The 24,457-nt window shown below is 68.8% G+C and carries 26 protein-coding genes; 8 read left to right on the top strand and 18 right to left on the bottom strand.

Features of this window, described 5'->3' with window-relative positions; genetic code table 11:
* Positions 1–8 precede the first annotated feature (8 nt).
* The 4 genes from AC5Y6Y_RS24655 to AC5Y6Y_RS24670 all read right to left on the bottom strand — a co-directional run bounded on the left by AC5Y6Y_RS24655 (position 9) and on the right by AC5Y6Y_RS24670 (position 2,900).
* A complete protein-coding gene (locus tag AC5Y6Y_RS24655) occupies positions 9–611 on the bottom strand; it encodes a helix-turn-helix transcriptional regulator (protein ID WP_473140199.1) in 603 nt (200 codons plus the stop codon).
* 59 nt (positions 612–670) lie between these two features.
* Positions 671–1,729, bottom strand: coding sequence for a hypothetical protein (locus AC5Y6Y_RS24660; protein ID WP_463828885.1), 1,059 nt, complete (start codon positions 1,727–1,729; stop codon positions 671–673).
* A 70-nt stretch (positions 1,730–1,799) separates the two neighbouring features.
* Positions 1,800–2,111 carry a DUF732 domain-containing protein gene (locus AC5Y6Y_RS24665; protein ID WP_463828886.1) on the bottom strand — a complete coding sequence of 104 codons (312 nt, stop codon included), beginning with the start codon at positions 2,109–2,111 and terminating at the stop codon, positions 1,800–1,802.
* Positions 2,112–2,240: 129 nt separating this feature from the next.
* The gene (locus tag AC5Y6Y_RS24670; RefSeq protein WP_473140200.1) at positions 2,241–2,900 is read right to left on the bottom strand and encodes a class I SAM-dependent methyltransferase; all 660 of its coding nucleotides are present in this window, start codon (positions 2,898–2,900) and stop codon (positions 2,241–2,243) included.
* A gap of 27 nt (positions 2,901–2,927) precedes the next feature.
* Here AC5Y6Y_RS24670 and AC5Y6Y_RS24675 point away from each other — a divergent pair, with 27 nt between their 5' ends.
* A complete protein-coding gene (locus AC5Y6Y_RS24675) occupies positions 2,928–3,761 on the top strand; it encodes a helix-turn-helix transcriptional regulator (RefSeq protein ID WP_473140201.1) in 834 nt (277 codons plus the stop codon).
* 3 nt (positions 3,762–3,764) lie between these two features.
* On the opposite strand, the gene AC5Y6Y_RS24680 is transcribed toward AC5Y6Y_RS24675, so the two are convergent.
* Together AC5Y6Y_RS24680 and AC5Y6Y_RS24685 are read right to left on the bottom strand one after the other, a co-directional pair.
* A complete protein-coding gene (locus tag AC5Y6Y_RS24680) occupies positions 3,765–5,255 on the bottom strand; it encodes a bifunctional phosphatase PAP2/diacylglycerol kinase family protein (protein WP_473140202.1) in 1,491 nt (496 codons plus the stop codon).
* 45 nt (positions 5,256–5,300) lie between these two features.
* A complete protein-coding gene (locus AC5Y6Y_RS24685) occupies positions 5,301–5,609 on the bottom strand; it encodes a hypothetical protein (protein ID WP_463828890.1) in 309 nt (102 codons plus the stop codon).
* A 98-nt stretch (positions 5,610–5,707) separates the two neighbouring features.
* On the opposite strand from AC5Y6Y_RS24685, the gene AC5Y6Y_RS24690 reads away from it, so the two are divergent.
* Positions 5,708–5,947, top strand: coding sequence for a hypothetical protein (locus AC5Y6Y_RS24690; protein ID WP_463828891.1), 240 nt, complete (start codon positions 5,708–5,710; stop codon positions 5,945–5,947).
* On the opposite strand, the gene AC5Y6Y_RS24695 is transcribed toward AC5Y6Y_RS24690, so the two are convergent.
* Together AC5Y6Y_RS24695 and AC5Y6Y_RS24700 are read right to left on the bottom strand one after the other, a co-directional pair.
* Positions 5,944–6,801 carry a glycoside hydrolase family 16 protein gene (locus AC5Y6Y_RS24695; protein WP_463828892.1) on the bottom strand — a complete coding sequence of 286 codons (858 nt, stop codon included), beginning with the start codon at positions 6,799–6,801 and terminating at the stop codon, positions 5,944–5,946. The two genes, AC5Y6Y_RS24690 and AC5Y6Y_RS24695, sit on opposite strands and share 4 nt — an antisense overlap.
* Positions 6,802–6,903: 102 nt before the next feature.
* A complete protein-coding gene (locus AC5Y6Y_RS24700; RefSeq protein ID WP_473140203.1) occupies positions 6,904–7,917 on the bottom strand; it encodes an NADP-dependent oxidoreductase in 1,014 nt (337 codons plus the stop codon).
* Positions 7,918–7,964: 47 nt separating this feature from the next.
* Here AC5Y6Y_RS24700 and AC5Y6Y_RS24705 point away from each other — a divergent pair, with 47 nt between their 5' ends.
* A complete protein-coding gene (locus AC5Y6Y_RS24705) occupies positions 7,965–8,642 on the top strand; it encodes a DUF3060 domain-containing protein (RefSeq protein ID WP_473140204.1) in 678 nt (225 codons plus the stop codon).
* Positions 8,643–8,650: 8 nt separating this feature from the next.
* Here the strand turns inward: AC5Y6Y_RS24705 and AC5Y6Y_RS24710 are convergent, their stop codons facing one another.
* From AC5Y6Y_RS24710 to AC5Y6Y_RS24720, 3 genes are all read right to left on the bottom strand, one after another.
* Positions 8,651–9,073, bottom strand: a complete 423-nt coding sequence (locus tag AC5Y6Y_RS24710) for an Rv0313 family protein (RefSeq protein WP_473140205.1) — start codon at positions 9,071–9,073, stop codon at positions 8,651–8,653.
* A 75-nt stretch (positions 9,074–9,148) separates the two neighbouring features.
* Positions 9,149–10,549, bottom strand: coding sequence for a DUF7159 family protein (locus tag AC5Y6Y_RS24715; RefSeq protein WP_473140206.1), 1,401 nt, complete (start codon positions 10,547–10,549; stop codon positions 9,149–9,151).
* A 187-nt stretch (positions 10,550–10,736) separates the two neighbouring features.
* Positions 10,737–12,665, bottom strand: coding sequence for an Hsp70 family protein (locus tag AC5Y6Y_RS24720; RefSeq protein ID WP_473140207.1), 1,929 nt, complete (start codon positions 12,663–12,665; stop codon positions 10,737–10,739).
* A gap of 183 nt (positions 12,666–12,848) precedes the next feature.
* Here AC5Y6Y_RS24720 and AC5Y6Y_RS24725 point away from each other — a divergent pair, with 183 nt between their 5' ends.
* The gene (locus tag AC5Y6Y_RS24725; protein ID WP_473140211.1) at positions 12,849–13,364 is read left to right on the top strand and encodes a nuclear transport factor 2 family protein; all 516 of its coding nucleotides are present in this window, start codon (positions 12,849–12,851) and stop codon (positions 13,362–13,364) included.
* Positions 13,365–13,379: 15 nt separating this feature from the next.
* On the opposite strand, the gene AC5Y6Y_RS24730 is transcribed toward AC5Y6Y_RS24725, so the two are convergent.
* Positions 13,380–14,036 carry a L,D-transpeptidase family protein gene (locus AC5Y6Y_RS24730; RefSeq protein ID WP_463828901.1) on the bottom strand — a complete coding sequence of 219 codons (657 nt, stop codon included), beginning with the start codon at positions 14,034–14,036 and terminating at the stop codon, positions 13,380–13,382.
* Positions 14,037–14,078: 42 nt separating this feature from the next.
* Entirely contained in the window at positions 14,079–14,765 is a 687-nt protein-coding gene (locus AC5Y6Y_RS24735) for a phosphatase PAP2 family protein (protein WP_473140212.1), read from the bottom strand.
* Positions 14,766–14,837: 72 nt separating this feature from the next.
* Here AC5Y6Y_RS24735 and AC5Y6Y_RS24740 point away from each other — a divergent pair, with 72 nt between their 5' ends.
* The 3 genes from AC5Y6Y_RS24740 to AC5Y6Y_RS24750 are packed head-to-tail and all read left to right on the top strand — an operon-like array spanning position 14,838 to position 17,443.
* Entirely contained in the window at positions 14,838–15,320 is a 483-nt protein-coding gene (locus AC5Y6Y_RS24740) for a hypothetical protein (protein ID WP_473140208.1), read from the top strand.
* A gap of 16 nt (positions 15,321–15,336) precedes the next feature.
* The gene (gene bluB / locus AC5Y6Y_RS24745) at positions 15,337–16,014 is read left to right on the top strand and encodes a 5,6-dimethylbenzimidazole synthase (protein WP_463828903.1); all 678 of its coding nucleotides are present in this window, start codon (positions 15,337–15,339) and stop codon (positions 16,012–16,014) included.
* A gap of 7 nt (positions 16,015–16,021) precedes the next feature.
* The gene (locus tag AC5Y6Y_RS24750) at positions 16,022–17,443 is read left to right on the top strand and encodes a sulfatase family protein (protein ID WP_463828904.1); all 1,422 of its coding nucleotides are present in this window, start codon (positions 16,022–16,024) and stop codon (positions 17,441–17,443) included.
* On the opposite strand, the gene AC5Y6Y_RS24755 is transcribed toward AC5Y6Y_RS24750, so the two are convergent.
* Entirely contained in the window at positions 17,432–18,217 is a 786-nt protein-coding gene (locus tag AC5Y6Y_RS24755) for a trans-aconitate 2-methyltransferase (protein ID WP_473140209.1), read from the bottom strand. The genes AC5Y6Y_RS24750 and AC5Y6Y_RS24755 overlap by 12 nt on opposite strands.
* Positions 18,218–18,381: 164 nt before the next feature.
* On the opposite strand from AC5Y6Y_RS24755, the gene AC5Y6Y_RS24760 reads away from it, so the two are divergent.
* Positions 18,382–19,596: an alpha/beta fold hydrolase gene (locus AC5Y6Y_RS24760; protein ID WP_463828906.1), complete on the top strand. Its 1,215-nt coding sequence runs from the start codon at positions 18,382–18,384 to the stop codon at positions 19,594–19,596.
* Positions 19,597–19,600: 4 nt separating this feature from the next.
* On the opposite strand, the gene eccE is transcribed toward AC5Y6Y_RS24760, so the two are convergent.
* The 4 genes from eccE to AC5Y6Y_RS24780 all read right to left on the bottom strand — a co-directional run bounded on the left by eccE (position 19,601) and on the right by AC5Y6Y_RS24780 (position 24,389).
* Positions 19,601–20,635 (bottom strand): type VII secretion protein EccE, encoded by a 1,035-nt coding sequence (gene eccE, locus AC5Y6Y_RS24765; RefSeq protein ID WP_473140210.1) that lies wholly within the window; start codon positions 20,633–20,635, stop codon positions 19,601–19,603.
* The gene (mycP, locus tag AC5Y6Y_RS24770) at positions 20,632–22,029 is read right to left on the bottom strand and encodes a type VII secretion-associated serine protease mycosin (protein WP_463828909.1); all 1,398 of its coding nucleotides are present in this window, start codon (positions 22,027–22,029) and stop codon (positions 20,632–20,634) included. Before mycP ends, eccE begins: the two co-directional genes overlap by 4 nt.
* Entirely contained in the window at positions 22,026–23,432 is a 1,407-nt protein-coding gene (gene eccD / locus AC5Y6Y_RS24775) for a type VII secretion integral membrane protein EccD (protein WP_463828910.1), read from the bottom strand. Before eccD ends, mycP begins: the two co-directional genes overlap by 4 nt.
* Positions 23,433–23,528: 96 nt before the next feature.
* A complete protein-coding gene (locus tag AC5Y6Y_RS24780; protein ID WP_463828911.1) occupies positions 23,529–24,389 on the bottom strand; it encodes an ESX secretion-associated protein EspG in 861 nt (286 codons plus the stop codon).
* Positions 24,390–24,457 lie beyond the last annotated feature (68 nt).

Here is a 24,457-nt window from a genome sequence, read left to right on the forward strand (position 1 = left end):
GGCGAAGCTCATCGGTGCACCAGTAGCGCCGCAAGTTCTTCGCGGGTTGACACACCGGTCTTCGCCATCGCCCGGTAGATATGACCTTCGACGGTGCGCACCGACAAGGTCAGGCGTTCGGCAACCACGCGACTAGAAAAACCCTCGCCCAGCAGGGTCACGATTTCGTGCTCCCGCCGCGTGAACGGAACACGCATGCTGGCTTGCCGCAGCGCGGGTGTGGACGCGCCACCACACCGCTGGGCCAACGCCTCGGCTCGCGTCGAACATCCCAGCGCCGAACCGCGCAAATCCTGGCGCCGGTAGGCCAGCGCCGCGTGTGCCGCCGCGTCCAACGCCGCGACCAGATCACCCATCGCCTCGAATTCCTGTGCTACCGAGGATAATTCGGTTCCATTGCCGGTGGCTAGCGCACCGGCGAAGCGGGCGGCAGTGCCGACCCGGGGCCCTTCCACGATGGTCTCGAGTTCCCGCAGCCGGACCGCGGTCGAACCGTCACCGAATTGCGCGGCGGTCTGCAGGCACACCGCTTCGGCGGCGAATTGCCCGCTGGCGCGCGTTTTTCCGGCTGCCGCGGTGGCGATCCTGATCCCGCCCAGATCATCGGACACCACATCAGCGTGCGGCCGCAACACCGGCCGCGACTGAGTATTCCCGTACTCGTCTCAGCTCAGGGATTACGCACACAGTCATAGGTGAGCGGAACTTCCTGACCCAATTCCACCACCTCGAAGTTGTCCACCCCGATCTTGCTGAAGGACTGGTCGGTGATCCCGAGGTTGGCCCACTTGGCGGTGCTGTTCGAGTCGTCGGCGAAGGTCAGCGGAATCTGACCGCCGTCGGACAGCAGCATGCCGTAAGTCTTGAGCGCCTTGATGATCACCTTCTCCGAGGCCGAGAACGGCGACTCGTCGAAGTTCGCCTTCAACCGGAACCGCACCCCGTACGGCGGAGCGTTCGGGTCTTCGCTGTCCGGGCCGCCGGCGTGCGTCGCGGGACGAACGTAGACTTTAGCCTTCATCCGGGGATTGGGCAGGATGAACCGCAGCGGATGGTTGACCGCGCCCGCGGCGACTTCGTCCGCGGTGGGCAGCAACGCGGCTATCGGGAAGCCGGCGGCGTCGGCGCTGGTGCACTGGTCGCCGCGCAGCGTTTCCGGGTACTTCTTCTTCAGGTCCCACACGAAGAAGGCGTGCGCGGTGATCGAGTCGCCGTTCTTGCTGCCCAGGTAGACCTCGTACAGCTTGTGCTCGTCCCGTTCGGCGACCAGCAGATGACAGTCGCTCTGGCCGTCGGTGTTGCCCGTCACGTCACAGGACATGTTCGGCGAACCCTCGAAGTGGGCGTTGTCCGGCACCGGCATCTTGGCCGGAACCTTGTCACAGTCCGGGCCGCCGTCGCAGTAGTTCTCGTCGCCGACGACCGCTACGCGCGGGGTGCTGCGATCGGCGAAGAACAGCGGAATGGAGAAGTCGATCTGGAAGTTGTTGTCGTTGCCCCACCCGCCCATGCCATTCAGCGCCTCGATGATCGCGGCACTTCGTCCCGATACTGTGACGCCGCTGATGTTGTTGGTGAAGGGCTGGTTACCGTCGAACAACGGTCCGCCGGCGCCGGGCTTGCCGCCGCTGGGCCGGGAACCCGAGCTCGAACCCGAGCCCGAACTCGAACCACTGGCCGGTGTGCTGGTGCCGCCCTTGTTGCAGCCGGCGGTACATACCAGCGCCACTATCCAGAGCGTGACGGCTACCTTGCGAAAACAGGTCGTGCGCATGAGGACCGGTTGCCGTTGGCCGGGCTCAGTGCGAGGCGAAGTCGGGGCACAGGTTGGTCGTCGCCGCACTGACGAACAGGGTGCCCTGACTGAAGCCGTACTTCTGTTCGACCTTGGTCATCTCATCCAGTACCGAGGCACCGCCGCGCAGATCGCTGCACGCCTGGTTGCCCGCAGCGACGGTCTGGGCCGGTGTCTTGCCGGGCAGGTGGACGTTGTTGGTCTGCAGCTCGTCCAGGAAGCTGTTGGGGTCGGCCGCTGCCGCCGGGGCACCCAGCACGGCGCCGGTGGCGAGGGCCGCCAGGGCGGGAGCGACGATTCGCAGGATCGATTTCATGGGTGAGGTCCTTTCGCGGGATGACGGGACAGCGCATGAACCACACCCCCGCATGCGTTCAGCTAAGTCGATCTTTACCCATTTCGGCCCATTTGAGTAGCGAAACCGGGCAATTGACCGGACCCCGGGCTAGCCGTCGCGGCGCGCGTGGTAAATCGACAGCGATCCCGTCACGGTGCGGATCACCTGCACTTCGGCGACGTCGGCGAAGCCCGCCTGCTCGATCAGCTGCGGCAGGATGCCGTCGGCGTTGGGTTGGGTGTCGGCCTTGCCGTCGACGCGTTGCACGCCCCGGAACAGCAACCGCATCAGCGCGCTGCGCTGCCACCCGTAGTCGGCGATCACCAGTTCGCCGCCGGGTCGCAGCATCGCGAACATGTTCGCGATGATGGCCTTTTTCATCGGCACCGGGCACTGGTGCAGCACCAGGCTGGACACCACCCGATCGGCGCTGCCGGGTCCGACGAGTTCGGCGGCCTGATCGCCCATGCCGGACACGAATTCGACGTCGACGCCGGCCTTGCGCACCTTGTCCCGCGCGATGGCGAGGATCTGCGGGTCGGGATCCACCCCAACTACCCGCACGGCCGGTTGCACCCGCTTGATCCTGATCGCCAATGACCCTGTGCCACAACCGATATCGACCACAAGGTGACGGGGCTGCAGCTCCAGCCGGTCGATGGCGGCCGAGCGCCAGCGGCCCTCGCGGGTCATCAGAGCTACGACGGTGTCGTAGTACTTCGTGTACTTCGGGTCCCCGGCGGCTGGTGTGAATGACGGTGTCGACATGACTTCCAGTCGTATCATCGGACCGCGATGACTTTCTCTGCACGAACGGACACGAACGTTTCCGCAGCGGACAGCACTGTGCTGGTGGATATGCGCCAGGGCGGTGCCGCGACTGCCGGCGCATTCGTCTACGAGGGCCATCGGGTGACGACCCCGCGGCACGCCCACGAATTGCACCAGCTGGAGTACGTCGTGCAGGGCGTGCTGGAAGTGGAGACGGATGCGGGCGCCTACGTGCTGTCCGAACGGCAGGCTGCGTGGATTCCCGCCGGGCTCGGGCACATCAGCACGATCGATACTCGAGTGCGGTCCATCTCGATCTTCCTGCACACCAAGCACCTGCGGCCGGCGCGGCAGGAGGCCGGGATCGTGGCGGTTTCGCCGCTGCTCCGGCAGATGATCAGCTACGCCTGCCGCTGGCCCATCGATCGCAGGTCGTCAGATCACGTCGCGGACGCGTACTTCCAATGCTTCGCCGAACTACTCGCCGAACTGCTCGAGGTGCAGCATCCGTTCAGCGTGCCGACGACCAGTCATCCGCAACTCGCGGCAGCGCTCAGGCACACTCGTAATACGTTGGCAGACATCACTATTGACGACGCAGCCGCGGCGGCGGGGGTGTCGCCGCGCTCGCTGCGCCGGCTGTGTAACCGCGAACTGCAGATGACCTGGCGCGAGTACACGCAGCAGACCCGCCTGATGCGGGCCGCGGCGCTGCTGGCCGATCCCGAGCTGAGTGTGCTGCAGGTCGCCACCCGGGTCGGGTTCGACAGCGCCAGCTCGTTCACCCGGGCGTTCCGCGGCGCGTGGGGCCGGCCCCCGTCGGCCTACCGCCGCCACGGCGGTCAACCGGCGGAATGACGCTCAGCGCAGCGACCGATACACCGGCAGCGCCCGGTATTTGGAGATGAAGGTGGCCTGGTCGTACATCTGCCCCACCTCACCGTCGTGGGCGATCACGGTCGGACCGTCGACGGCGGTGAAGGTGAACTCCGGCACCTGCATCTCGTGGTACAGCGGGCTGCGCTGCAGCCGGCCCAGCGCGAGCGCGGCGACGATCCTGGTCCGCGCCAGGCGGCGACCGGTTTCCAGGATGCGCACGTCGATCAGGCCGTCGTCCATCCGGGTACGCCGAGCCGGCGCGAATCCCGTTGGCAGATAAAGAGAATTGCCGACGAAGAACAGCGAGGTCTGCAGCGTCTTATTGTCGTAGCGGATGCGGACCGGTTGTTCGTTGCGCAGGGTGCGCCACATGGCGTAGAAACCGGCCAGCGGCTTGCCGATCCGCTTCTCCATCTTCTCCCGCCTGCGCACGAAGGCGGGATACGCGCCGATGCTGGCGGTGTTGACCACCATCTGGCTGTCATTGAGGCACATCAGATCCACGCATGCCACCGTGCCGCGGCGGATCGCACGCACCGTCTTAGCCACCGTCTCGCAACCGATGTCCTTGGCGAAATGGTTGAACGTTCCGGCCGGAAACACCGCCAGCGGCAACTTGGTCTGGGCAGCGACCGCCGCTCCCGCAGACACCGTCCCGTCACCGCCGGCGACGGCGAGCACCTCGGCGCGTTCGGCGGCGTCGCGCAGCACCTGGACCGGGTCGTCGTCGGGTCCCAGTTCGACGATCTCCACCGCCGGCAACTCGGCGCGCACCTGATCCAACACCCGCGCGCCGGTCCCGCTGCCCGACGCGGGGTTGACCACCAGGACCACGCCCGCACCGTCGGGCCGTTCCGGCACCGACACCAGGAGCGGCTCGGTCTTCGGCAGCGAAGCCTCGACGATCGGCGGAATCAGCCGACCGCCGGTCACGGCCAAACCGGCCCCGATGCTGAAGCCGATCACGACATCGCCCGGGTAGTGCGCGCCGGTGGCCACCCGCGACAGGCCGACCAGACCCGCCAGCATGGCCAGTCCGAAGCCCAACGGAGGATTCTCCAGACCCACCCCCACTGCGAACGCCGCGGCACTGGCGGAATGCCCCGACGGCAGCGAGTTCGAGGTCGGACGGCGGCGCGTCCGCCGGATCAACGGCACCGACTCGTAGCGCGGACGCGGCCGCTGCCGGATTCGCTTGGCGCCCTGATTGGTGAACAGGCTGGCCGCGCCCAGGGTCACCAAACCGCGGACCGCGCCGCGCCGCGCGGAATGTTTTCCGGTCGCCAGCAGCACACCGGCGATGGCGAACCACAATTTGGAGTGATCGGCCGCCCGGGTCAGCGGGGGCATGGCGGAATCCAGCAACGGCGTGGGGGTCTCGGCGATCGCCTCGAACAATTCGCGGTCCAGGGCGCCCAGCCCGCGGGTGATCTGTTTGACGCTGTGCAGTGGTCGCGTGGGCCGCAGGTTCATCACGCCAACATTAACTGCCGGCGTTACGTCGACTCCGCGCCGCGGTCAGGCGCCTTTGCGGCGCAACGTCCAGGCCGGCACCCAGTGCGTCACGGACTTGCGCTTCGCGCCGAACTCCACCGGGTAGGTCACCAACCCCCACCAGTCGCCCTGTTCGCAGATGCCCCAGCAGCTCAACCGGCCCTCCACCACCTTGTGCAGCTGCAGACCGTTCGGGTGGTAGCGGCCGGACCGGTGCGGTTCGCGCGGGAACAGCACCGTCAGGTCGATCAACACCGCGACGGGCGGGCGCACCACCCGGAACGGGCCGCGCAACGGCTGCCCGTTGTACCCGATCGATGCCAGCCGGCCCATCGGTCGATCATACGTTCGAATGACCGGATGTAGCTCACGTTTCGACGGCCGCCGCTCGGGCAATCCCCCGACCAACGAACTCCGGAAAGGGGCTACTGATGAGGACCGTTATCGCCGCGGGGATTCTGGTGGCAGCCGGCGGATTGATGAGCACCGCGGTGGGTTTGGCCAATGCGGACGAGGTGCAGGTGGAAGGCAGCTATGCCACCGAGGCCGCCTGCCAGGCCGACGGCCCGCACGTCGAGATCACCCACAACGACGGCGCGTACACGCACTGGGACTGCCGCCAAGGCTCTGACGGACTCTGGAACCTCTACCTAAGCAATTCCGGCGCTTAGAACACCCGCACCCAGTCGACCAGCATGTCCGACGGGTAGTTGCCGGCAGCGGGGTCACCGCCGCCGGACCCGCCGACCGCGAGGTTCAGCACTGGGAACACGGTGTAGCCCGGGTCATTGAACGGCCATTCCTTGAAGGGCTCGTCCAGGTTCTCGATACCGGTGGCCGGCACCGAGAAGTAGGGCGCCGCGCCCTCGGTGTAATCCACCCAGAAGTACATGCCGGTGACGTCCCAGCGGACCCGCCAGTTGTGCCAGGCGCCATCCACCCCGATCGGGTGCGTCTCGAACGCGGTGCCGTCCGGGTTGGCGTGCACGGTGGTGCCGGAGGGCCAGGTGCCGTTGCCGTACCACTCGATCAGGTCGATCTCGCCGCTGCGGCCGGGATCGTCGTTGGACAGCCACCAGGCCGGCCACATACCGGGCCCCAGGCAGTTCATCTTGATCCGGGCTTCCCAGGTGGTGCCGACGCCGCCACGCCACAGCCCGTGCACCAGACCGCCGAACACCCCGCCGCCGTCGCGGGTGGCCCGCAGCACCAGATTGGAATTGCCGTCCAGGAACACGTTCTGCCGGCTGTCGCGGTACTGCCCCCAGAATTGCGGCTGGTCGAAGCCGACCGGGTTCCTGATCGGCGTGCGGTTGGTGGACACCGACCATTTGGACGGGTCTGGCGCCGAGCCGGCCGGCCCGTCGAACTCGTCGTGCCAGATGAAGCCGCCGGAGGCGCCCGCGGCCGGCGCAGCCGGTGTCGGGCGGGACGGGCTGGCTCCCGCGACCGGAGCCGGTATCGCGGCTGCCAGTGCGCCGAATCCCGCCATCATGATCATGCGGCGACGGTCCATCTGAGGCATGGCAAGGAAGATAGCAGCCCGCCTGGCGATGCGCGGACTCCGCCGACGCGTGGCGCAATACCTGGAGGTCAGCGACGGTGTGTCGGCCGACCCCGGGCCGGCTCAGCCCGGATCGCTCACCTTGACCAGCGTCTTGCCGATGTTGGCCCCGGTGAACAGTCCGTTGAGCGCGTCGACGCAGGACTCGATGCCCTCGAAGATGGTCTGGCGGTGCTTCAGGCGGCCCTCGGACTCCCATTGACGCAGGTTGGCGAAGGCCTCGTCGAAGCGCCCCCACTGGTCCAACGCGTTGAACCCCTGCATGAGCGCGGTCTTGGACAGCAAGTTCACGTAGTTGGCCGGGCCCGGGTGCTCCCCCGTCAGGTAACTGGAGATGACGCCGCACAGCACAACCCGGGCTCTGGGGGCCAGCCTGCCGAGCACTGCGTCGAGGATCGGTCCGCCGACGTTGTCGAAGTAGACATCGACGCGGCGCGGGCAGTGCTGTTTGAGCGCGGTCGGCAGGTCGTCGTTCTTGTAGTCGATGCAGGCGTCGAAACCGAAATCCTGCACCACCGCCCGGCACTTGTCCGGGCCGCCGGCGATGCCGACCACCCGGGCGCCGGCGATCTTGGCGATCTGCCCGGCCACCGAACCGGTGGCGCCGGCCGCGGCCGAGACCACCACCGTCTCCCCGGGTTGCGGCCGGCCGATGTCGGTCATCCCGAAGTAGGCGGTAGCACCGGTGGGCCCGTACACGGACATGATCGCCAGTTGGTTGTCCTCACCCGGGATCGGCGTGCTGAACACGTCGTCGCGAATCAGGACGTACTCCTGGAAGCCGGTGAGCGTGGTGACGATGTCGCCGACAGCGTAAGCGTCGCAACGTGTTTCGACGACCTGGCCGATCCCGGCGGCGCGGATCACCTCGCCGATCTGCACCGGCGGCAGGTAGCTGGGCTGGTCGTCGAGCCAGGTCCGCACCGCGGCGTCCAGCCCGACGTAAGTGGTGCGCAGCAACGCCTCACTCGCGGCGGGTTCCGGTGCCGGGCGGGTGACCAGCTCGGTGTCCTCGGGCCGGACCAGCCCGGTGGGACGGCGGCGCAACACGATTTGACGATTCGGCAACTCGGGCACGCCGCCGAGCCTATTCCCACGTGCGGCGGGTGTGGGAGCATCTCGGCATGAACTCAGCTGAGGATCCGGAAGCCCGGATCCGCGAGTTGGAGCAACCGCTGGCCGACACCGCGCGGGCATCCGAATCGGGCGCCGCGGGCGGCTACAGCTATCCACCGCCGCCACCCGGGCCGATGCCGCCGCCCTACGGCTACAACACGCCGTATCCCGGCACCGCGCCCAGGACGTCGTCCGGAATGCGCTGGTTCTGGATTCTGGCCGCCGTCGGCGTGCTCGGCGTGTTGGTCCTGGTGGGCGGTATCGCCGCCTACGTCGCCCGTCAGGTGTCCGAGAGCGAACCGGCCGGCCCGGCCGAGACGACGGCGGTGAGCACCGCGCCCGGCGCAACGCGGGGCAATCCGCCCACCGGCAAGACCCACGCACCAAGCGCGGGACCGACGTCCTCAGCGGCCGTCCCGGCCGCCGAGCCGGTCATCATCTCCGGAATCAACGAGAACCGCTCGGTCAGCTGCGACGGCAACGAGATCACCGTCAGCGGCATCTCGAACACCGTGACAATCACCGGTCACTGCGCCACGGTCACGGTCTCCGGCCTGCAGAACATCGTCACCGTCGAGACCTCCGACGCCATCGACGCGTCCGGACTGAACAACAAGATCACCTACCACTCCGGCTCGCCGAAGATCAGCAAGTCCGGCAGCAACAACGTGGTCGAACAGGGCTGAGCGCCGGCTCAGTCGGTCGAGTCGCCGGCCGCGTCGTCGGTGTTCGGATCGTCCAGCACGCTGACCGCGATGCCGTACGGCAAAAACCGCACCTTGCGTTTGGGGTCGGTGTTGTTCTTGTTGGCGCGCAGTGCATCGAGTTCGGTTGCGTAGACCTGCTCGACCCGGGCGTCGCCGCCGGCATCCACCGAGTAGATCGCCCACACTCCGTCACCGATGTCGCCGGTGGTCTCCGGCTCCGGGCGGGGGCGCCGCGACGACGACAAATCCTCGAAGAGCGCCGACCAGCCCGATCGGGCGCCCGGGCCGCCGACGAATTTGCCGATGCGCTCGAAAGCGTCGCGCAGTCCCTCGGCACCTTCCCTGAGCACCCGGTCGAAGTCGTCGGGGTCGAAGCCGAATCCGCCACCTGAAGAACCACTGCCGCTCACGCGACCTCCTAAGTCGAAAGGGTTACCACCCAGTCTGCGCTCATCCGGCGGGTTGTGCCACGTGCCCGCCCGGCGTCATGGTGCCGGCGCCGGCGGGGCCGGCGGCGGGGGCGGCGGGTTGATCGGAATCGGGATCGAGAAGAACGGCAGGTGCAGGTAAGCCGTCATGACCGGCGTCGGCGCCGCAGGTGCCGGAGCCGGCGGCGCGGGTGCGGCCGGGGGCGGCGCTGATGGTGGCGGAGCCTGCTGCACCGGCGTCTGCACCGGCGGGGGTGCCTGGCGGGTGGGCTGCCTGCGGGGCTGGGGCGCCATGTTCACCGGGGCCTGGGCAGGTTTGGTGACCGTCTGCACCGGCGGCGCGGCGACCGGTGGCGGAGCTGCGGCCGGGGCCGGTGCAGCCACCTCGGTCGGCGGCGCCGCGGCCGGAGGCGCACTCGAGGCCGGTGCCAGCACCTGCGCCGGCAGCTCGGTGGCCGGTGCCCGCAGCGGCGGCGTCTGCACAATCGAGCGCGGGGCGGACTCCTGCGCCGCGGTCGGGCGCACATCGCCGGCCAGCGACATCACCAGCATCCCGCCCACCACGGCGGCGATGCCGGCCGCCGCGCCACTGACCAGCGCCAGCGGCCGGTGCCGCGCGAACAGGCCAGTCGCCGCGGGGTCGTGCTCGATGTCGCCCGCGTCGTCCACGGCGCTGTAGGCCAGGGAACCCTCGTCGACGCCGGCCATCGCACACACATCGAGATAACTGGGGGTCAGTGCGCGCGAGTTCACCTGACCGGTGCCCGGGTCCAGCGCGTAGGCCAGCGCCGCGGTCGACGCCGCGAACAGCGGCGCGTTCGCCGAAGCCAGTGCGGCGCCGCGGGCCAGTGCCATCTCCGGCTCCTCGGCAATGCTGACCACCAGCGACGTCACCGCTTCCAGGGTGGGTTTGACGGCGACGACGTCGACACCGCACCCGACGAGGAACACCCCGTCGGCGCGGGATCCCGGCCCGTCGAGCCCGGCGACCATCGTCACCAGCTCGGCTGCCAGGGACTCGCGTAACGGCTGGCGGTGCAGGTCGACGATCGAGCCGTCTGCGACGTCGATGACGGCCAGCGTGGCGCTGTCGGTCTCGACGAACAGCATCGCGATGTGGCGGTAGTCGAGCGCGGCACCCACCGTCTGCGCCAGCGCGGCCGCGGCGAGCAGCGGAGACACCAGCATCACGCCAGTGATGTCGCGGGCAGCGAGTTCGGTGCGCAGCGCGGGAACCTGGCCGGGGTCGGTCCAGGTGACGCCGGTCGAAGTCAGTCGGCAGCCACCCTCGAGCGCGCCCTCACGGGTTCCGATCAGCGCGTCGACCGCTTGCGCCGCCGGTGACGAGGAGACTTCGATGCTCTCTTCTTCGACGGTGACGCCGTCGGCGTTGACCCCTTCGATCAGCAGCATTCGGACTGCCGAGGGCTCCATCGATACCCCGAGGACGATGTCCATAACCCCTCCAACCCCTCCAAGCCGTCGAGCTCGTTACAGGGTCTAGGCGAACCACCCACCGCGCGGCCGCCGTCGACAACATTTCGCCCCACGTGGGAGCGACCGGTTTTAATTGGCCTATATGCAGTTTGCCAGCTAAAAGCCTACCCGCGCACGGAGGGGACGGCTATGTGGGCAGGGTCGTCCGCTAGGGACTGCCCGGGGAGGAGAACGGGTTCTGCGGACCCGGGTCCGGCGGGACCTGGTTCTGCGGGACCTGATTCTGCGGGGCACCGTTGGCCGGCACCTGAATCGGGATCGGGACCGGCAGCAGCGGCACGTGTAACCACTGGGTGGTCATCCGCACCGACGACGGCGATTCCGACGGGCTCGGCGCCTCCGCCGCGCTGGGCGCCTCGGCCGCACTCGGTGCCTCCGCCGCCAAGGCCGGCGCCGTGGTGAGCGGCGTCGTGGCCGCGGGCGGCCGGGTGGTGGTTACCGGCGCCGGTCTGGTGGTGGTCATCGACGGCACCGGGGGTGGCGGTGGCGGTGGTGGCGGCGCCGGTGTGTCCGCACTCGGTGGCGGCACCGGGCTGGGGACCACCGCCTGGCTGGGCGGCGGCAGCGGGCTGGGTTCGACCGGAGTGGCCGGCAGCGGGTTAGGCAGCGTGGCGCTGGGGGATGGCGGTGTGGGTACTGCGCTGGGGACCACCGGAGCCTTCTGCGGCGCCTGCCGGTGTTCGATGGCGGTCAAGGTGATGGCGACCCCGCCGATCGCGGTCATAGCGACCGCGGCACACAACCCGATGAGCACCTGCGACAACCGGAAGCGGCGCCACGGCGGTTCCCTGGGCGGGTCGATCACGTTCAGCCGCATCGAGAAGCAGGGGCCGTCCTCGTCGTAGGACTCCTTCTCGAACCGGGTCAGCACTTCCGGAAACTCGGTTTGCGACCATGCCAGCTCGCGGTCGGTCAGCGCATCATGATCGATCACCAGCAGGTCGCCGGCCGGCCGGTCGATCAGGCTGGTGCCCAGTGCCGCGATCGCCCCGGAATTCCTGGCCGGCATCCCGATCGACGTCCGGGTCCGCAGGTCCAGCAGGTCGCCGCGGTCGGCCAACAGCAATGCACCCTGCGCCGCGGCGCACACCGGCTGCGAGGCGGTCAGGATCGGCAACCGGGTGTGCACCGAAAGTCGCTGGGCCACAAGCGGGATGCTGGCGCCGCCGCCGACGGTGACCAGCGCGGCCAGGTCGGCGAAGCAGGAGTTGTTGCGCGCCAGCATGTCGTCGAATGCGTAGATGAACCCGGTCAGCCGGTCTTGGATCAGGTCCTCGAACGTGTCCCGGGTGAGCTCCACAGTGGTATCGGACCCGGCCAGCTCAACGGCCAGTTCGGTAACAGCATCAGCGGACAGCCGCTCCTTGGCCTCGCGGCACTGCACCCGCAACTTGTTCAGTTGACCCACGGCGGCGGTGCTGCCCGGATCGGCGTCCTGGTGACCGAGGGTGTCGATCACGTGCAGCAGCAGGGCCTGATCCAGCTGGTTGCCGGAAAAATCCTCGTAACGCATTGTGGCGCCGACAGGTTCGAAATCGTCCTTGGTGTCCAGCAGGGTGACCTGCGTTCCCGAGCCGCCGAAATCCAGCAGCCCCACCATGCCGGCGGACGGTAGTTCCGTCTCCGATTTCACCGCGGTCAGCGCCGCTGTCGCATCGGACACCAGGCGCGGGGCCATCCCACTGCGGACGAAGCCGACGTGCGTTCGCAGTGCGTCGCGCAATGCCTGCACGGTGCTCGGCTTCCAGTGCGCGGGAACGGCGATCGCAATCTCCGCGCAACTGGAATCGGCCCCGATCGCGACCACCATGGCCTCCAGCGCCTCGACCGTCAACAGGTCCGGGTCGTGCGCAGAGCCGTCCGGTGCGAGCAGCGCGACCGAATCGCCGATGCGTTCCACGAAGCTACTCATCGGGATGCCCAGCGCGGGCGTGCTCGAATCCGCCTCGGGCGGAACAAGTTTCGGGGCGCAGTGTGGATACAGGGTGAGCACGGCACGACGGGTCACGGGGGACTTCCCGTTCACCGCCGCGACCAAGTTCATGGTCCCGATCGACAACCCCAGCGGGTCGAACATATGGCGAATACTTTCGTCGACAGGGTCGGTGGCCAGCGCGTCAACCATATCCGCGACGACCGAATATGGTTCGGCACCAACCTCATTGGTATAGCCTCGTAGCCGTGTCGTCATCGAAAAGGTATGAGCGGCACCCTTGACAGAACCCACCGGGACCGGGGACTCCGCACCGGCACGGCAGCGATGTGCTGCAATGACCAGGTGAGCCTTGAAGAAGACGTGGTAACCCGGATCGCCGACGTCGAAGCGATCAAACAGGTCAAGTACCGTTACCTGCGCGCGATGGACACCAAGAACTGGACCGAGTTCGCCGACACGATGACCGAGGACATCGTAGGCGCCTACGGGTCCTCGCTGGGCAAGGAATTGCACTTCGACAACCGCACGGACCTGGTCGAGTATCTGAGCTCGGCGATGGGGCCCGGTGTGGTCACCGAGCACCGGGTGACGCATCCGGAGATCACCGTGACGGGTGACACCGCGTCGGGCATCTGGTACCTGCAGGACCGGGTCATCGTCGCCGAGTTCGACTTCATGCTGATCGGTGCGGCTTTCTACCGGGACTCCTACCGGCGCACAGCCGCGGGATGGCGGATCAGCGCGACCGGCTACGACCGCACCTATGAGGCGACGATGTCGGTGGCCGACCTCAAGTTCCACGTCACACCCGGCCGGGCCCGGGCCGATACGGCGGACTGACCCGAAAGCGTTGTGCTACTTCGCGATCGCGATGACGGCGCCGGGCCGCAACCACTTGATGATCGAGACCAGGGTGGCGTCGTCGATCGCCACGCAGCCCTCGGTGGGCCCGCCGTCAGTGGTGTGAAAGAAGAACGCAGCACCCCCACCGGGCACTTTGTTCTTGTTGACGCCCATCACCACCGAATGCTTGTACTGCGGAATCTGCAGATTCTCGCTTTCACCGGTGTTGAAGGGGCACTGGGCTTTCTGACACACCTGCATGGAGTTGAAGGTGGGGCTGTGGTCGTCGCCGCTCCACCAGTGGTTCGGCCCCACTTGCGTATAGGGAAGTCCGCCACCGGGATTCGGTGCGGTGCCGAATGCGGAGTCCAGGCTGTAGACCCCCATCGGGGTGGCCGGATAACCGCTCTTGGCCTGCGGTGCCATCCCCGCCGAACCGACGTGGGTGGGGATTCCGGTCTTCAGCGCCTGCCAGCCGGTCCCGGTGCGCTGGTAGATGTCCATCTTCGCGTTGGACCCGCCGGTGGAGACCACCGAAACGACCTGTGTCGCGTTGCCGACCGAGTTGGCGAACCACGGATTGCCGGCAGCCGCAGCGACCTGTGCGAACCCCGTGGCCCACACGACGGCGCACACCGCAGCACACAGCAGAGCAACCAGTCGGCGCATCGTTTCATCGTCAGACCGCCGCGGGTAAGGGTCAAGTAAAGGTTAAGGCCCGATTGGGTCACGCGGCCGTGACTCGGCATCCCCGACCGGCTCGGCCGTGCCCGGCCGGACGGGTCGAAACACCCACAGGCACAGCAGGAAATACACATAGCCCAACGCCAAGCCCGCGATCACGTCCGAGGGGTGGTGCACGTTGAGCGCCACCCGGGCCACACCGACGGTGAATACCACCAGACCGCCCACGGCGCCCGCGGCGACGCGCAGCCGCCGGCGTGTGCACATCGGCCACAACAGGGTCAGCAGCGCGAGCACGGTGGCCGTCGCCTCGAGGGCATGGCCGGACGGAAACGACGTCTCCCGGGCGACCACCAGTGCCGTCGACGGTCGCGGCCGGCCGGCCAGGCCCTTGGCCACCAAGGTCACGAACCCGTTGAGCGGTCCGCAGCACAACAGCAGCAGCGCCATGCGCGCCCGGCGCCGGGACAGCGCGATGACAGCCAGCGCGAATCCCAGCAACCGCAGCGGGACCGGCCCCAGGACGAAGGACACCCCGGCCCAGAACCACACCCAGCCGGGATGTGCCACGCCGATCTCGTGCGCCGGATTGAGCAGCGACCAGTCGAACGCGTGCAGCCAGCCCCACTGCCGGCGGTGCCCGACCCACAGCGCGGCGTAGAGGACCAGCGCCGCCACCGCCAGCCAAGTTGGCCACGACAGACGCCGGGTGATCGTCACGCCGGTCACCGCGACACCGGCACCAGGGTCGATGCGGGCCTGACGGAACCGCCCCATACTGGCGTCATGGCCGTGATTGTTCGTAAGTTGTTCGGCGTCGGCAAATTGCCTGCCGAGCTACGGGCTCAGCTCGACGGCGAGGGTTTGCTCCACCTGGCCGAGTGCATCCCGGTGACCAGGAGGTTCAGTGGCGCCATTCCGGGCATCCGGTCCCAGGGCAGCGTCGCCGGCTATGTCGGCGCACTGGCGTTCACTTCGCAGCGGGTGCTGGCGACGCTGTCGGTGGTGCCCAAGCTCGCCGGACGCGCGGTGGACGTGTGCTGGGACGCGGCCGACCGCGGAGCGGCGACCGCGGAGATCTCCGCGACGGGATTGCAATTCGACCTGGACACCGCCGCGGTCGACGAGCGGTTCCACGGGCATCTCTCGCTGCATTTCAAAGACACCATCGGCGAGGACGTGCTGGCCCGGCTGCCCCGGCGGTCGCTGGCGTTCGACGTGCCACCCGAGTACGTGTTCCGCGCGGTGGGCGTCAGCTACAGCCCATAGTTCCTACGATGGCGGGGTGACCGATCACGCGTTCACCGTGGCAGAACGCCGTGCCGTATACCGCGCGATCGCCGAGCGACGGGACATGCGCCGCTTCGTGGCCGGCGGCGAGGTGCCCGAGGAGGTGCTGACCCGGCTGCTGCACGCTGCGCACGCGGCCCCCAGTGTGGGCCTGATGCAGCCGTGGCGTTTCATCCGGATCACCGAAGACCGGTTGCGCCGGCGCATTCACTCGCTGGTCGAGGCGGAACGGGTACTCACCGGTGCGGCACTGGGCCCGCGGGAAGCCGAGTTCCTGGCCTTGAAGGTCGAGGGCATCCTGGACTGTGCTGAGTTGCTGGTGGTGGCGCTGCCCGACGGACGGGCCGCGCACATCTTCGGCCGGCGCACGCTGCCGCAGATGGACCTGGCCTCGGCCTCGTGCGCGATTCAGAACCTGTGGCTGGCGGCGCGGGCCGAAGGCCTGGGCATGGGTTGGGTGTCGTTGTTCGACCCGCAGCGCTTGGCCGGGCTGCTGCAGATGCCCCCCGGCGCGGAACCGGTGGCGATCCTGTGCCTGGGACCGGTACCGGAGTTCCCGGACCGGCCCGCGCTGGAACTGGACCGCTGGGCGGTGGCGCGCCCGTTGCACGAGTTCGTCGCAGTGAACCAATGGAGTCCGGCGCTGCCCGTGGAAGGGCCGGCAGGAGGGTGAGGCCACGTTGACCGAGGCGCACGCAGCACAGAACCGGCAGAACATCCTGCTGGTGCACTGGCACGACCTGGGACGTCACCTCGGGGTGTACGGCCACCCGGACGTATCGAGTCCGCGGCTGGATCGCCTTGCCGCCGAGGGCATTCTGTTCACCAGGGCGCACGCCACCGCGCCACTGTGCTCGCCGTCGCGCGGGTCGCTGTTCACCGGTCGCTACCCGCAGAGCAACGGCCTGATCGGCCTGGCGCACCACGGCTGGGAATACCGCGGCGACGTGCGCACCCTGCCCCAATTCCTGGGCGAAGCAGGCTGGTACTCAGCCCTCTTCGGCATGCAGCACGAAACGTCGTATCCCAAGCGGTTGGGGTTCGACGAGTTCGACGTATCCAACTCCTACTGCGAGTACGTGGTGGACAAGGTCGGGCAGTGGCTGCACGAGTGGGTGCGGGACCGTACCGCCGACACCGTCGGGCGGCCCTTCCTGCTCACGGCGGGGTTCTTCGAAACGCACCGGCCCTACCCGCACGACCGGTACGAGCCGGCGGACAGCGCGGCCGTCGAACTACCCGACTACCTGCCCGACACACCCGAGGTGCGGCAGGACCTCGCCGATTTCTACGGGTCGATCAGCACCGCGGACGCCGCGGTGGGCACGATATTGGACACGCTTGCCGACACCGGGCTGGACACCAACACCTGGGTGGTGTTCTTCACCGACCACGGCCCGGCGTTCCCGCGGGCGAAATCCACCCTGTACGACGCGGGTACCGGCATAGCACTGATCGTCCGGCCACCCACCGGGACGGCGGTGACTCCGCGCGTCTACGACGAGTTGTTCAGCGGCGTCGATCTGCTGCCCACCCTGCTGGGTCTGCTGGGTGTCGACGCGCCCGCCGACATCGACGGCATCTCACATGCCGATGCGCTGACCGCGGCGGACGCGCACGCACCGGTGCGCGACCACGTGTACACCACGAAGACCTACCACGACTCGTTCGATCCCATTCGGGCCATCCGCACCAAGGAATACAGCTACATCGAGAACTACGTCCCGCGCCCGCTGCTGGATCTGCCGTGGGACATCGAGGCCAGCCCGTCGGGACTGGCCATCGCCCCGTTGGTCACCGCACCCCGCCCGGAACGCGAACTGTACGACCTGCGAGCCGATCCCACCGAGACCACGAACCTGCTGGCCGGGGCGAACGGCGGCGGCGAACGGAATTCCATCGCGGCGGATCTCGCCGTTCGGCTGCATGATTGGCGTCAGCGCACCGGTGACGTGATTCCGTCGGACTTCGCCGGCACCCGCATCGCCGAGCGATACACCGAGACCTACCTGCAGATCCATCGCACCCCGGCCACCAGCCGGTCGGCGATCGCGGTGGACCGCGGCATCGAAGACGAGGTCGAGCCCGGGCTAACGACCTGAGCGGGCGGCGCCACCGACCTGGGCCACCAGGAACACCCGCCGGAACGGAAAGATCGTCGTGCCGTCGGGCCGCGGCGGGTATGCGTCGTCCAGCAGCGGGACGAGTTCGGCGCGGAACTGCTCCCAGCCCTCGTCGTCCAGGCGTTCGCGCACCGGCACCAACGCGGTGCCGGTGATCCACTCCAAAACCGGGTGCGCACCGGTCAACTGGTGCAGGTAGGTGGTCTCCCAGACGTCGACCCGGCAACCGGCGTCCATCAGCAGATCGGCATAGTGCGACGGCGGCTGCACCACGGCACCCACCCGAAACGGGATGTCCCGCATGATTTTTGCGTACGGCTCACGACGCGCCAGGGCCCGCACCACGGCGTGTGACGGCGTCTCGAAGTTCCCCGGCACCTGCACGGCGATCCAGGATCCGGAGGGCAGCTGTTTGGTCCACCGGACCAGCAATTCGGAGTGCTCGGGCACCCAGTGCAAGGCCGCATTGCTGACCACCACGTCGGTGTCGGGCTGGGGCTTCCAGTTGCGCAGGTCGCCGGTGGTGGCATCGATTCCGCGTTCCCGGGCGGCCGTCACCATTTCCGGGGAGCTGTCGATCGCCTCGATCACCGCGCCGGGCCAGCGTTTGGCGAGGTAGCGGGTCAGATGACCGGGACCGCAACCCAGGTCGACCACCCGGCGGGCCCGGTCGGCCCCGACCCGGGACAGCAAGTCGTAGAACGGACGGCTGCGATGATCGGCGAAAGCCAGGTAGACATCGGGATCCCACATATCGGTCCTCCTGATCGACACCGTCGAGCGTGTCCGGGTGTGTCTTAGACAAACCGTATTACCGGACCCCACCACACATCGCAGCAGCCGGGGGGAAATTGTCGATATCAACGGGGTCGTTTCCCACCGCGGTCACCGACCGCGCCCGAGTTACGATCGGCGAGATGTCCGAGATCCCAGAGGTGACCGCCGAGGCGGATCCGATCAGCCCGCCGGTCCCGGTTCCCGATGTGCCCGGGGCCGACGCCACGGTCGAGGGACTGCCCGCTCGCTCGGCACTCTCGCTGCGCCAGCGCCTGGTGGTGGAGGCCTCGGCGATCGGCGATGTGGCGCTGCGCACCGCGGCGTCCTCGCTGCTGGCCACCACGGTGGCGCCGGCCGTGGTCAGCGCCAACCTGCGCCGCGTCAATTCCGCCGGTGAACGCAGCAACCTGAGGTTCTATGCCGAACTCGGGGCCGAGCAGGATCCACGCAAGTCGTTCCCGGCGCCGGCGGCACCGCCGCAGAACGTGCGACGGCAGCCCAGCCGGCTCGCCGAACGGGTCGCGCTGGCCACCATCGACAACATCGCTTTCCCCAGCAGCTTCCGGGCCGTCAACCCCGCGCTGCGCAAGCGGTGGAGTGCGTTGTCCGCCAACAACATCGTGCACGCCCAGCATTGGCGGCACGACGACGGGCCGCGACCGACGCTGTGCGTGATCCACGGCTTCATGGGTTCGTCGTACGTGTTCAACGGACTGTTCTTCTCGCTGCCCTGGTATTTCCGGTCCGGTTACGATGTTTTGTTGTACACCTTGCCTTTTCACGGCAAACGGGCCGAAAGATGTTCACCTTTCAGCGGTTACGGCTACTTCGCCGGCGGGCTGAGTGGCTTTGCCGAGGCGATGGCTCAGGCGGTGCACGACTTTCGCTCGGTCGTGGACTACCTGCAGGGCACCGGTGTCGAGCGGATCGCGCTGACCGGACTGTCACTGGGGGGCTACACGTCGGCCCTGGTGGCCTCGGTCGACGACCGGCTCGAGGCCGTCATCCCCAACTGCCCCGTCGTCACACCCGGCGATCTGTTCGCCGAATGGTTCCCGGCCAGCACCCTCATGGGCCTGGGTCTGCGACTCACCGGCATCAGCCGCGCGGAACTCAGCGCCGGCCTGGCCTATCACGGTCCGCTGAACTACCAGCCGCTGCTGCCCAAGAACCGCCGGATGATCATCACCGGCCTGGGCGACCGGATGGCACCGCCCGAGCACGCGGTGGCGCTGTGGGAGCACTGGGACCGGTGCGCGCTGCACTGGTTCCCCGGCAGCCACGTGCTGCACGTCAGCCAGCTGGACTACCTGCGCCGGATGACGCCGTTCCTGCACCAGTTCATGTACGACTGAGCCGTCAGTTGCGCCCCACCGCGATGACCTGGGTGGCGGCCTCGCTGTTGGGCGCGCGGTGCGCGCCGGCGGCCCGCGTGGTCCAGGCCAAGCCGGCCAGCAGGTCGGCGGGTTCTTCGGTGTGCCCGGCGAGGCGCTGCGTGGACAGCGGATCCAGGGCCGCCAGCGCCGGCCGTTGGTTCCCGCGTTCCAGGGTCAATCCGGCTGCGGGTGCCGCGCTGCCCGGCGCCTGATCGGTCCGGAACGCGCACGCCGCGGCAACCGTGTACGGGCTGCCGTGGCCGCCGCGCGCAATCTCCAGCGCCGACCAGGTCTCGCGCGCTGCCTGCGCGCGCACCTCGCTCAACACCTCGGCCAGCTCACCGTCAACCGTAACCCGGTATGCTGCAACATAATCCGATGCGCCCAGCTGCACCGCACGCCACGTCTCGCGAGTTCCCTTCCCGGCCGGCGCGGGCAGCAGTTCCGGAACGTCCTCGGGCACCACCGTGGCGGCTTCCCACCCGATTTCGCGCAGGTGGTCGGCGAGGCGGCGGGCGGCCACCTCAGCAGTCTCGTGCAACGGGATCCGCGACGACCGGGCCTGCAGTGCCGCCAGGTTGTCCACGGCGGACAACGTCAGACCGATCCAGGTCTCCCGGCGGCCGGAGGCAGTGTCCCGGTTGGTGATCCGGATGCTGTCCGCGCGGATGCCGTAGCAGTCCAGGTAACCGGCGATCAGCGGCAACGGCAGCGCGTCGGACTCCGAGGGGCCCGGACCGACCCGCAGCAGGGCCGTGGTGCGGGTGTCGGCGTCCGGGTCGGGCGCCGGACCGCCGCCCCGAAGCAGGATCGCCAGCCGGCGACGCAGGATCGTGGTGAAGTACAGCCCGCGCCAGCGGCCGAACAGCAGAATCAGTGCGACGACGGCAATGCCGATCAGCAGGTAGGCACGGGAGGACTGCCAGGGATAGGCCATGACGGCGGGCACCGCGGCCAGCAGGGCCAGGGTGATCCGGCCACTGCCCGGCTTCCAGGTGGATCCGGTGAGTCGGCTCACGGGGTGGGCTCCTTTCGGCGGCGCACTACCGCCACCGTTGCGGCGGTGACTATGACGAGCAACGTCAGCACGCCGGCTCCGGTCAATGCGACGTTGCGGGGGGTGGTGTCCTCGGCGGCCGGTGGCGGCGGCACGGTGACCGGCCGCACCGACGGCGGCGGGTTCGCCGGTCCCTCGGGCAACTGCCAGGTGAGGGCCGCTACCGGATCCAGGGTGCCGGCGCCGACGACGTTGGACGGGTCTCGGGGACCGTTCTGCGCGGTTGCGGTGAGGCGGCGCACCACCTCGCCGGCCGGCAGTCCGGGATACTTCGCGCGCACCAATGCCGCCGCGCCCGAGACGTAGGCGGCCGCATAGCTGGTGCCGCTGAGCGCGATCAGCTGCTGGTGGTCGTCGGGCAACCCGTTGGCCAGGCCGCCACCGTCACCGTTGCTCACCGACGCGATGTTCTCACCGGGTGCGGCGATCCCCACCCACGGTCCGGACATGGTGAACTTCGACGGACGGCCGTCGGAGCCCACTGAGGCGACCGACAGCACATACGGCTGCCACCAGGACGGCACCGAGACCGACCGGACGCCCGCCCAGTTGCGCGGGTCGTTGGGCCGGCTCAGGTCGGTCAGCGGATTGGAGTCGCAGGACGTTCCGCCCGCGACCGAGCCGGTCGGCCCGGTGTTGCCGGCGGCGGCCACGATCACCGCGTCCTTCTCCACCGCCGCGTACTTGATCGCCGCGCCCAGCGCGGCCTGGTCGACCGGGCGATCTGCGGGCAGGCAGGTGATCGCGGAGATGTTGATCACCCGGGCGCCGCGGTCGGCGGCGTGCACGATGGCCCTCGCCAGCCCCTCGATGTCGATGGCGGCGCGCGCCGCGGCCGGATCACCGCCGGAGGTGCGCGGCGAGAACTTGGCCGATGTCACCCGGATGGACAGCAGCCGGGCCGCCGGAGCGACCCCGGAGAAGCCGTCGTCACCGGGCTGGCCGGCGACGATCCCGGCGACCAGGGTGCCGTGCCCGTCGCAGTCGGTCAGGCCGTCGGTGGACTCCACGAAGTCACCGCCGGCATCGACGTTGGTCAGCCGCGGCCCCGGCCGCACCCCGGTGTCGATGATCGCGACCAGTTGACCTTCACCGCGGGAGAACTGCCAGGCCGCCGGAAGATTCAGCGACGTCTGACTCGGGGTGGGGTTGCCCGCGTCGGTGCCCGGCATGACCCCGGAGACGCTGCACTGGCCGCGCTGTTCCATCGGCTGCACAGGTCCCGGGGAACCGCTGGGCGGTTGCGCGGCGGCGTCCACCACCGGCGGACTCACCGCCAGCGCCGGTGGCGCCGCCAGGCCCGCCTGCAAGGCCAGCAGGCTGGCTGCCAGGCAGGCTGATCCGGCACGCATCATCGATTGAGCACCCAGGCGAACAGCCCCACCAGGAACGCCATCACCGGGATCAGCGAGGCATCCAGACCCACCGCGACGAAGCCCAGCAGGCGACGCAGCGGCAGCGAGTAGCTGTCCGGCGCGGCGATGGCCGGGTTCAGGGCCACCACCACCCACGCCAGCACCAGCACGGCGAGCACCAGCACCGTCACGAGGGCGGCGACGTATCGGCCGGTCGCGGTGTAGTACACCAGCAGCACGGCGCCCACCAGGAAGGGCTGCGCGAGCAGCCAGGACTTGCAGGCCGCCGAATCCCACACCCGGGCCCGCAGCGTGGCCGCCAGCGAGGTCGCCACCACCACGTACCAGCCGGCGACGCTCAGCGTCTCGGGACGCAACGCGATGGCCACCGAACCGGCGACGCTGAGCAGCACGGCGGCGGCGATGAATCCGTTCTGGTGTGCGTCACCGATGCGCACCCGCCGCGGCAGATCCTCGAGCACCCGCAGCGACGGCGGAGCCGGCGACGGGTCACCCGGTGCCGGGATGACGGGCAGCGGGAACCGCGCCCACAGCGCCGAAAGCTGGGGCGCCTGAATGGTGATCAACAGCGCCGCGACAATCAGCCCGCAGCCGATCGTCAGAGTTGGTAAGTGCCAGAGCAATTCGGCACCGGCCGCCAATGCCACCGCCAGACCAACCACCGCCGTCGTGGTGAAGAATGCCGCGGCGCGCTCCCGCTCGGTGCTGGGCACGATCAGGGCGACCAGCGACCACGCGGCCACGCCGGCCGCGGCCAGCAGGATCTGGGCGGGTCCGAACCGGCCCGGCACCGCCAGCGCCAGCGCAGCCGCGATCGGCACCAGCGCGGTGATCGACAACGCGATCCCGGTGCGCGGGGAACGCGTCGTGGTCAGCAGGCCGGTGATGGCGATCAGTGCGGCGACCGCGCTGACCGCGACCAGACCCGCCAACGCCCCGGTGGCGACCCGGTGGGTGACCGACAAGCCGGTCGCCACCAGCGTCAGTACGAGGACCGCGGCCAGCGCGCCACGACGGATGTGTTTGATATCCCAGGGGTTTCGCCGCGACGTCGAAAAGATCATCGCCGCGTCGGCGATGTCCTCGACGATGCCCGGCGCCGCGGGACCGGCGGGCACCGGCTGCAGCGCCAGCAGATCACCGTCGACCACGCCGACGGTGTCCAGGCTGGCGTCCAGGCTGAACGGTGCGCCACCGATCGGCGCCAGGCTCAGGTGGGTGGCCGCCCCGGCGTCGGCGGACTCACCCGCATGCCCGTTGCCGGCCGCGGGAACCACCAGACGCTGTACCGCAGGCAGGATTTCGCGCAGCGGCAACTCGGCGGGCAATGCCATTTCCGTCAAACGACTGTCCGCGAGGATGGCGACGCGAACGATCGGCATGACGGTCCCGGCCGTCACTGGACCACCGAACTGTGTGGGGGCCGTTGCTGCAGCATCGTGCTCTCTTTCTGATTCATCTCTTGGGGTCGTGAATTGCTAGCTGGTCTGGGCGGAGAAGTCTCGGGCCAGCCGGTGCCCGGGGAACCACTCCCCGTCCGGCAGGTAGGAGGTCAGTTGTTCGATCGCCACGGCGGTGGCGAACGTCGTTCCGGGCGCGAAGGTCGAAACCCATTCGCCGTCGAACGCGCGGGTCGGGCTGACCAGGACCCGGCCCGCTGCGGTGTCGACCAGGCTCATGCCGACCTCAGTGGTGGTGTGCCGGCCGTCGCGGTTGCAGCCCGCGACGATCTCGACGTAACTGCGCGATCCGGCGAAGACCGACTCCACCACCGGTCGCGCCGAAGCCGGGATGCCCAGGTAGTCAAGGACTTCGGCTAGCGGAGCACCGGCGCGCAGCCGCTCGTCGGCCCGGGCCCCGACGCGGGTGGGCATGTTGAACTCGTCGAACCGGGCCGGCGGCCGGTTCGCCAAACCGACCCCCAGCACCGGGACCAGCGCCCGCGGGTCGTCGATGTCCATCGCCGTGAAGGTGACCAGCTGCGCGCTGCGCAGCGCGACCACTGTCTTACCGGCGCGCTGCGCCACGATGCCGCGCAGCATGTCGCCGGCGCCGTCGGGGCGGGTGGGTCCCAAGTACCGCAGATCGAGCCATCGGTCCGGGAAGCACACCACTTTGATCCAGCCGGCGACGCTCGGGTTGATGACCGCATCCGGCGTCATCAACCCCATCCGGGTCAGCTCGTCGCGCTGACGATCGAGAAACGCGGCTCGTTGCCCGCCATCACGGTAGGGCATGGTGATGGCGAGCACCCACGGAAAACTGCCCGCCCCAACGGTTTCCGCGATGAACCACGCCTGGTCGACCGTCAGCTCGACGGCATTGGGCGTCGAGTTCATCTAGGTCTGTCTCTGGTCCGGCTATGCGGCTGCTAGCCGCCCCACTTGGCGGCTTCGGCACCGTCGCT

It is taken from the genome of Mycobacterium sp. NGS24, from assembly GCF_059813065.1.

What these genes read in the sequence shown, in the direction of transcription:
- AC5Y6Y_RS24665 (WP_463828886.1), bottom strand. Translation starts at nt 2,111, where the DNA reads ATGAAATCGATCCTGCGAATCGTCGCTCCCGCCCTGGCGGCCCTCGCC.
- AC5Y6Y_RS24670 (WP_473140200.1), bottom strand. Translation starts at nt 2,900, where the DNA reads ATGTCGACACCGTCATTCACACCAGCCGCCGGGGACCCGAAGTACACG.
- AC5Y6Y_RS24675 (WP_473140201.1), top strand. Translation starts at nt 2,928, where the DNA reads ATGACTTTCTCTGCACGAACGGACACGAACGTTTCCGCAGCGGACAGC.
- AC5Y6Y_RS24680 (WP_473140202.1), bottom strand. Translation starts at nt 5,255, where the DNA reads ATGAACCTGCGGCCCACGCGACCACTGCACAGCGTCAAACAGATCACC.
- AC5Y6Y_RS24685 (WP_463828890.1), bottom strand. Translation starts at nt 5,609, where the DNA reads ATGGGCCGGCTGGCATCGATCGGGTACAACGGGCAGCCGTTGCGCGGC.
- AC5Y6Y_RS24690 (WP_463828891.1), top strand. Translation starts at nt 5,708, where the DNA reads ATGAGGACCGTTATCGCCGCGGGGATTCTGGTGGCAGCCGGCGGATTG.
- AC5Y6Y_RS24695 (WP_463828892.1), bottom strand. Translation starts at nt 6,801, where the DNA reads ATGCCTCAGATGGACCGTCGCCGCATGATCATGATGGCGGGATTCGGC.
- AC5Y6Y_RS24705 (WP_473140204.1), top strand. Translation starts at nt 7,965, where the DNA reads ATGAACTCAGCTGAGGATCCGGAAGCCCGGATCCGCGAGTTGGAGCAA.
- AC5Y6Y_RS24715 (WP_473140206.1), bottom strand. Translation starts at nt 10,549, where the DNA reads ATGGACATCGTCCTCGGGGTATCGATGGAGCCCTCGGCAGTCCGAATG.
- AC5Y6Y_RS24720 (WP_473140207.1), bottom strand. Translation starts at nt 12,665, where the DNA reads ATGTTCGACCCGCTGGGGTTGTCGATCGGGACCATGAACTTGGTCGCG.
- AC5Y6Y_RS24725 (WP_473140211.1), top strand. Translation starts at nt 12,849, where the DNA reads ATGTGCTGCAATGACCAGGTGAGCCTTGAAGAAGACGTGGTAACCCGG.
- AC5Y6Y_RS24730 (WP_463828901.1), bottom strand. Translation starts at nt 14,036, where the DNA reads ATGCGCCGACTGGTTGCTCTGCTGTGTGCTGCGGTGTGCGCCGTCGTG.
- AC5Y6Y_RS24740 (WP_473140208.1), top strand. Translation starts at nt 14,838, where the DNA reads ATGGCCGTGATTGTTCGTAAGTTGTTCGGCGTCGGCAAATTGCCTGCC.
- AC5Y6Y_RS24755 (WP_473140209.1), bottom strand. Translation starts at nt 18,217, where the DNA reads ATGTGGGATCCCGATGTCTACCTGGCTTTCGCCGATCATCGCAGCCGT.
- AC5Y6Y_RS24760 (WP_463828906.1), top strand. Translation starts at nt 18,382, where the DNA reads ATGTCCGAGATCCCAGAGGTGACCGCCGAGGCGGATCCGATCAGCCCG.
- mycP (WP_463828909.1), bottom strand. Translation starts at nt 22,029, where the DNA reads ATGATGCGTGCCGGATCAGCCTGCCTGGCAGCCAGCCTGCTGGCCTTG.
- eccD (WP_463828910.1), bottom strand. Translation starts at nt 23,432, where the DNA reads ATGCCGATCGTTCGCGTCGCCATCCTCGCGGACAGTCGTTTGACGGAA.
- AC5Y6Y_RS24780 (WP_463828911.1), bottom strand. Translation starts at nt 24,389, where the DNA reads ATGAACTCGACGCCCAATGCCGTCGAGCTGACGGTCGACCAGGCGTGG.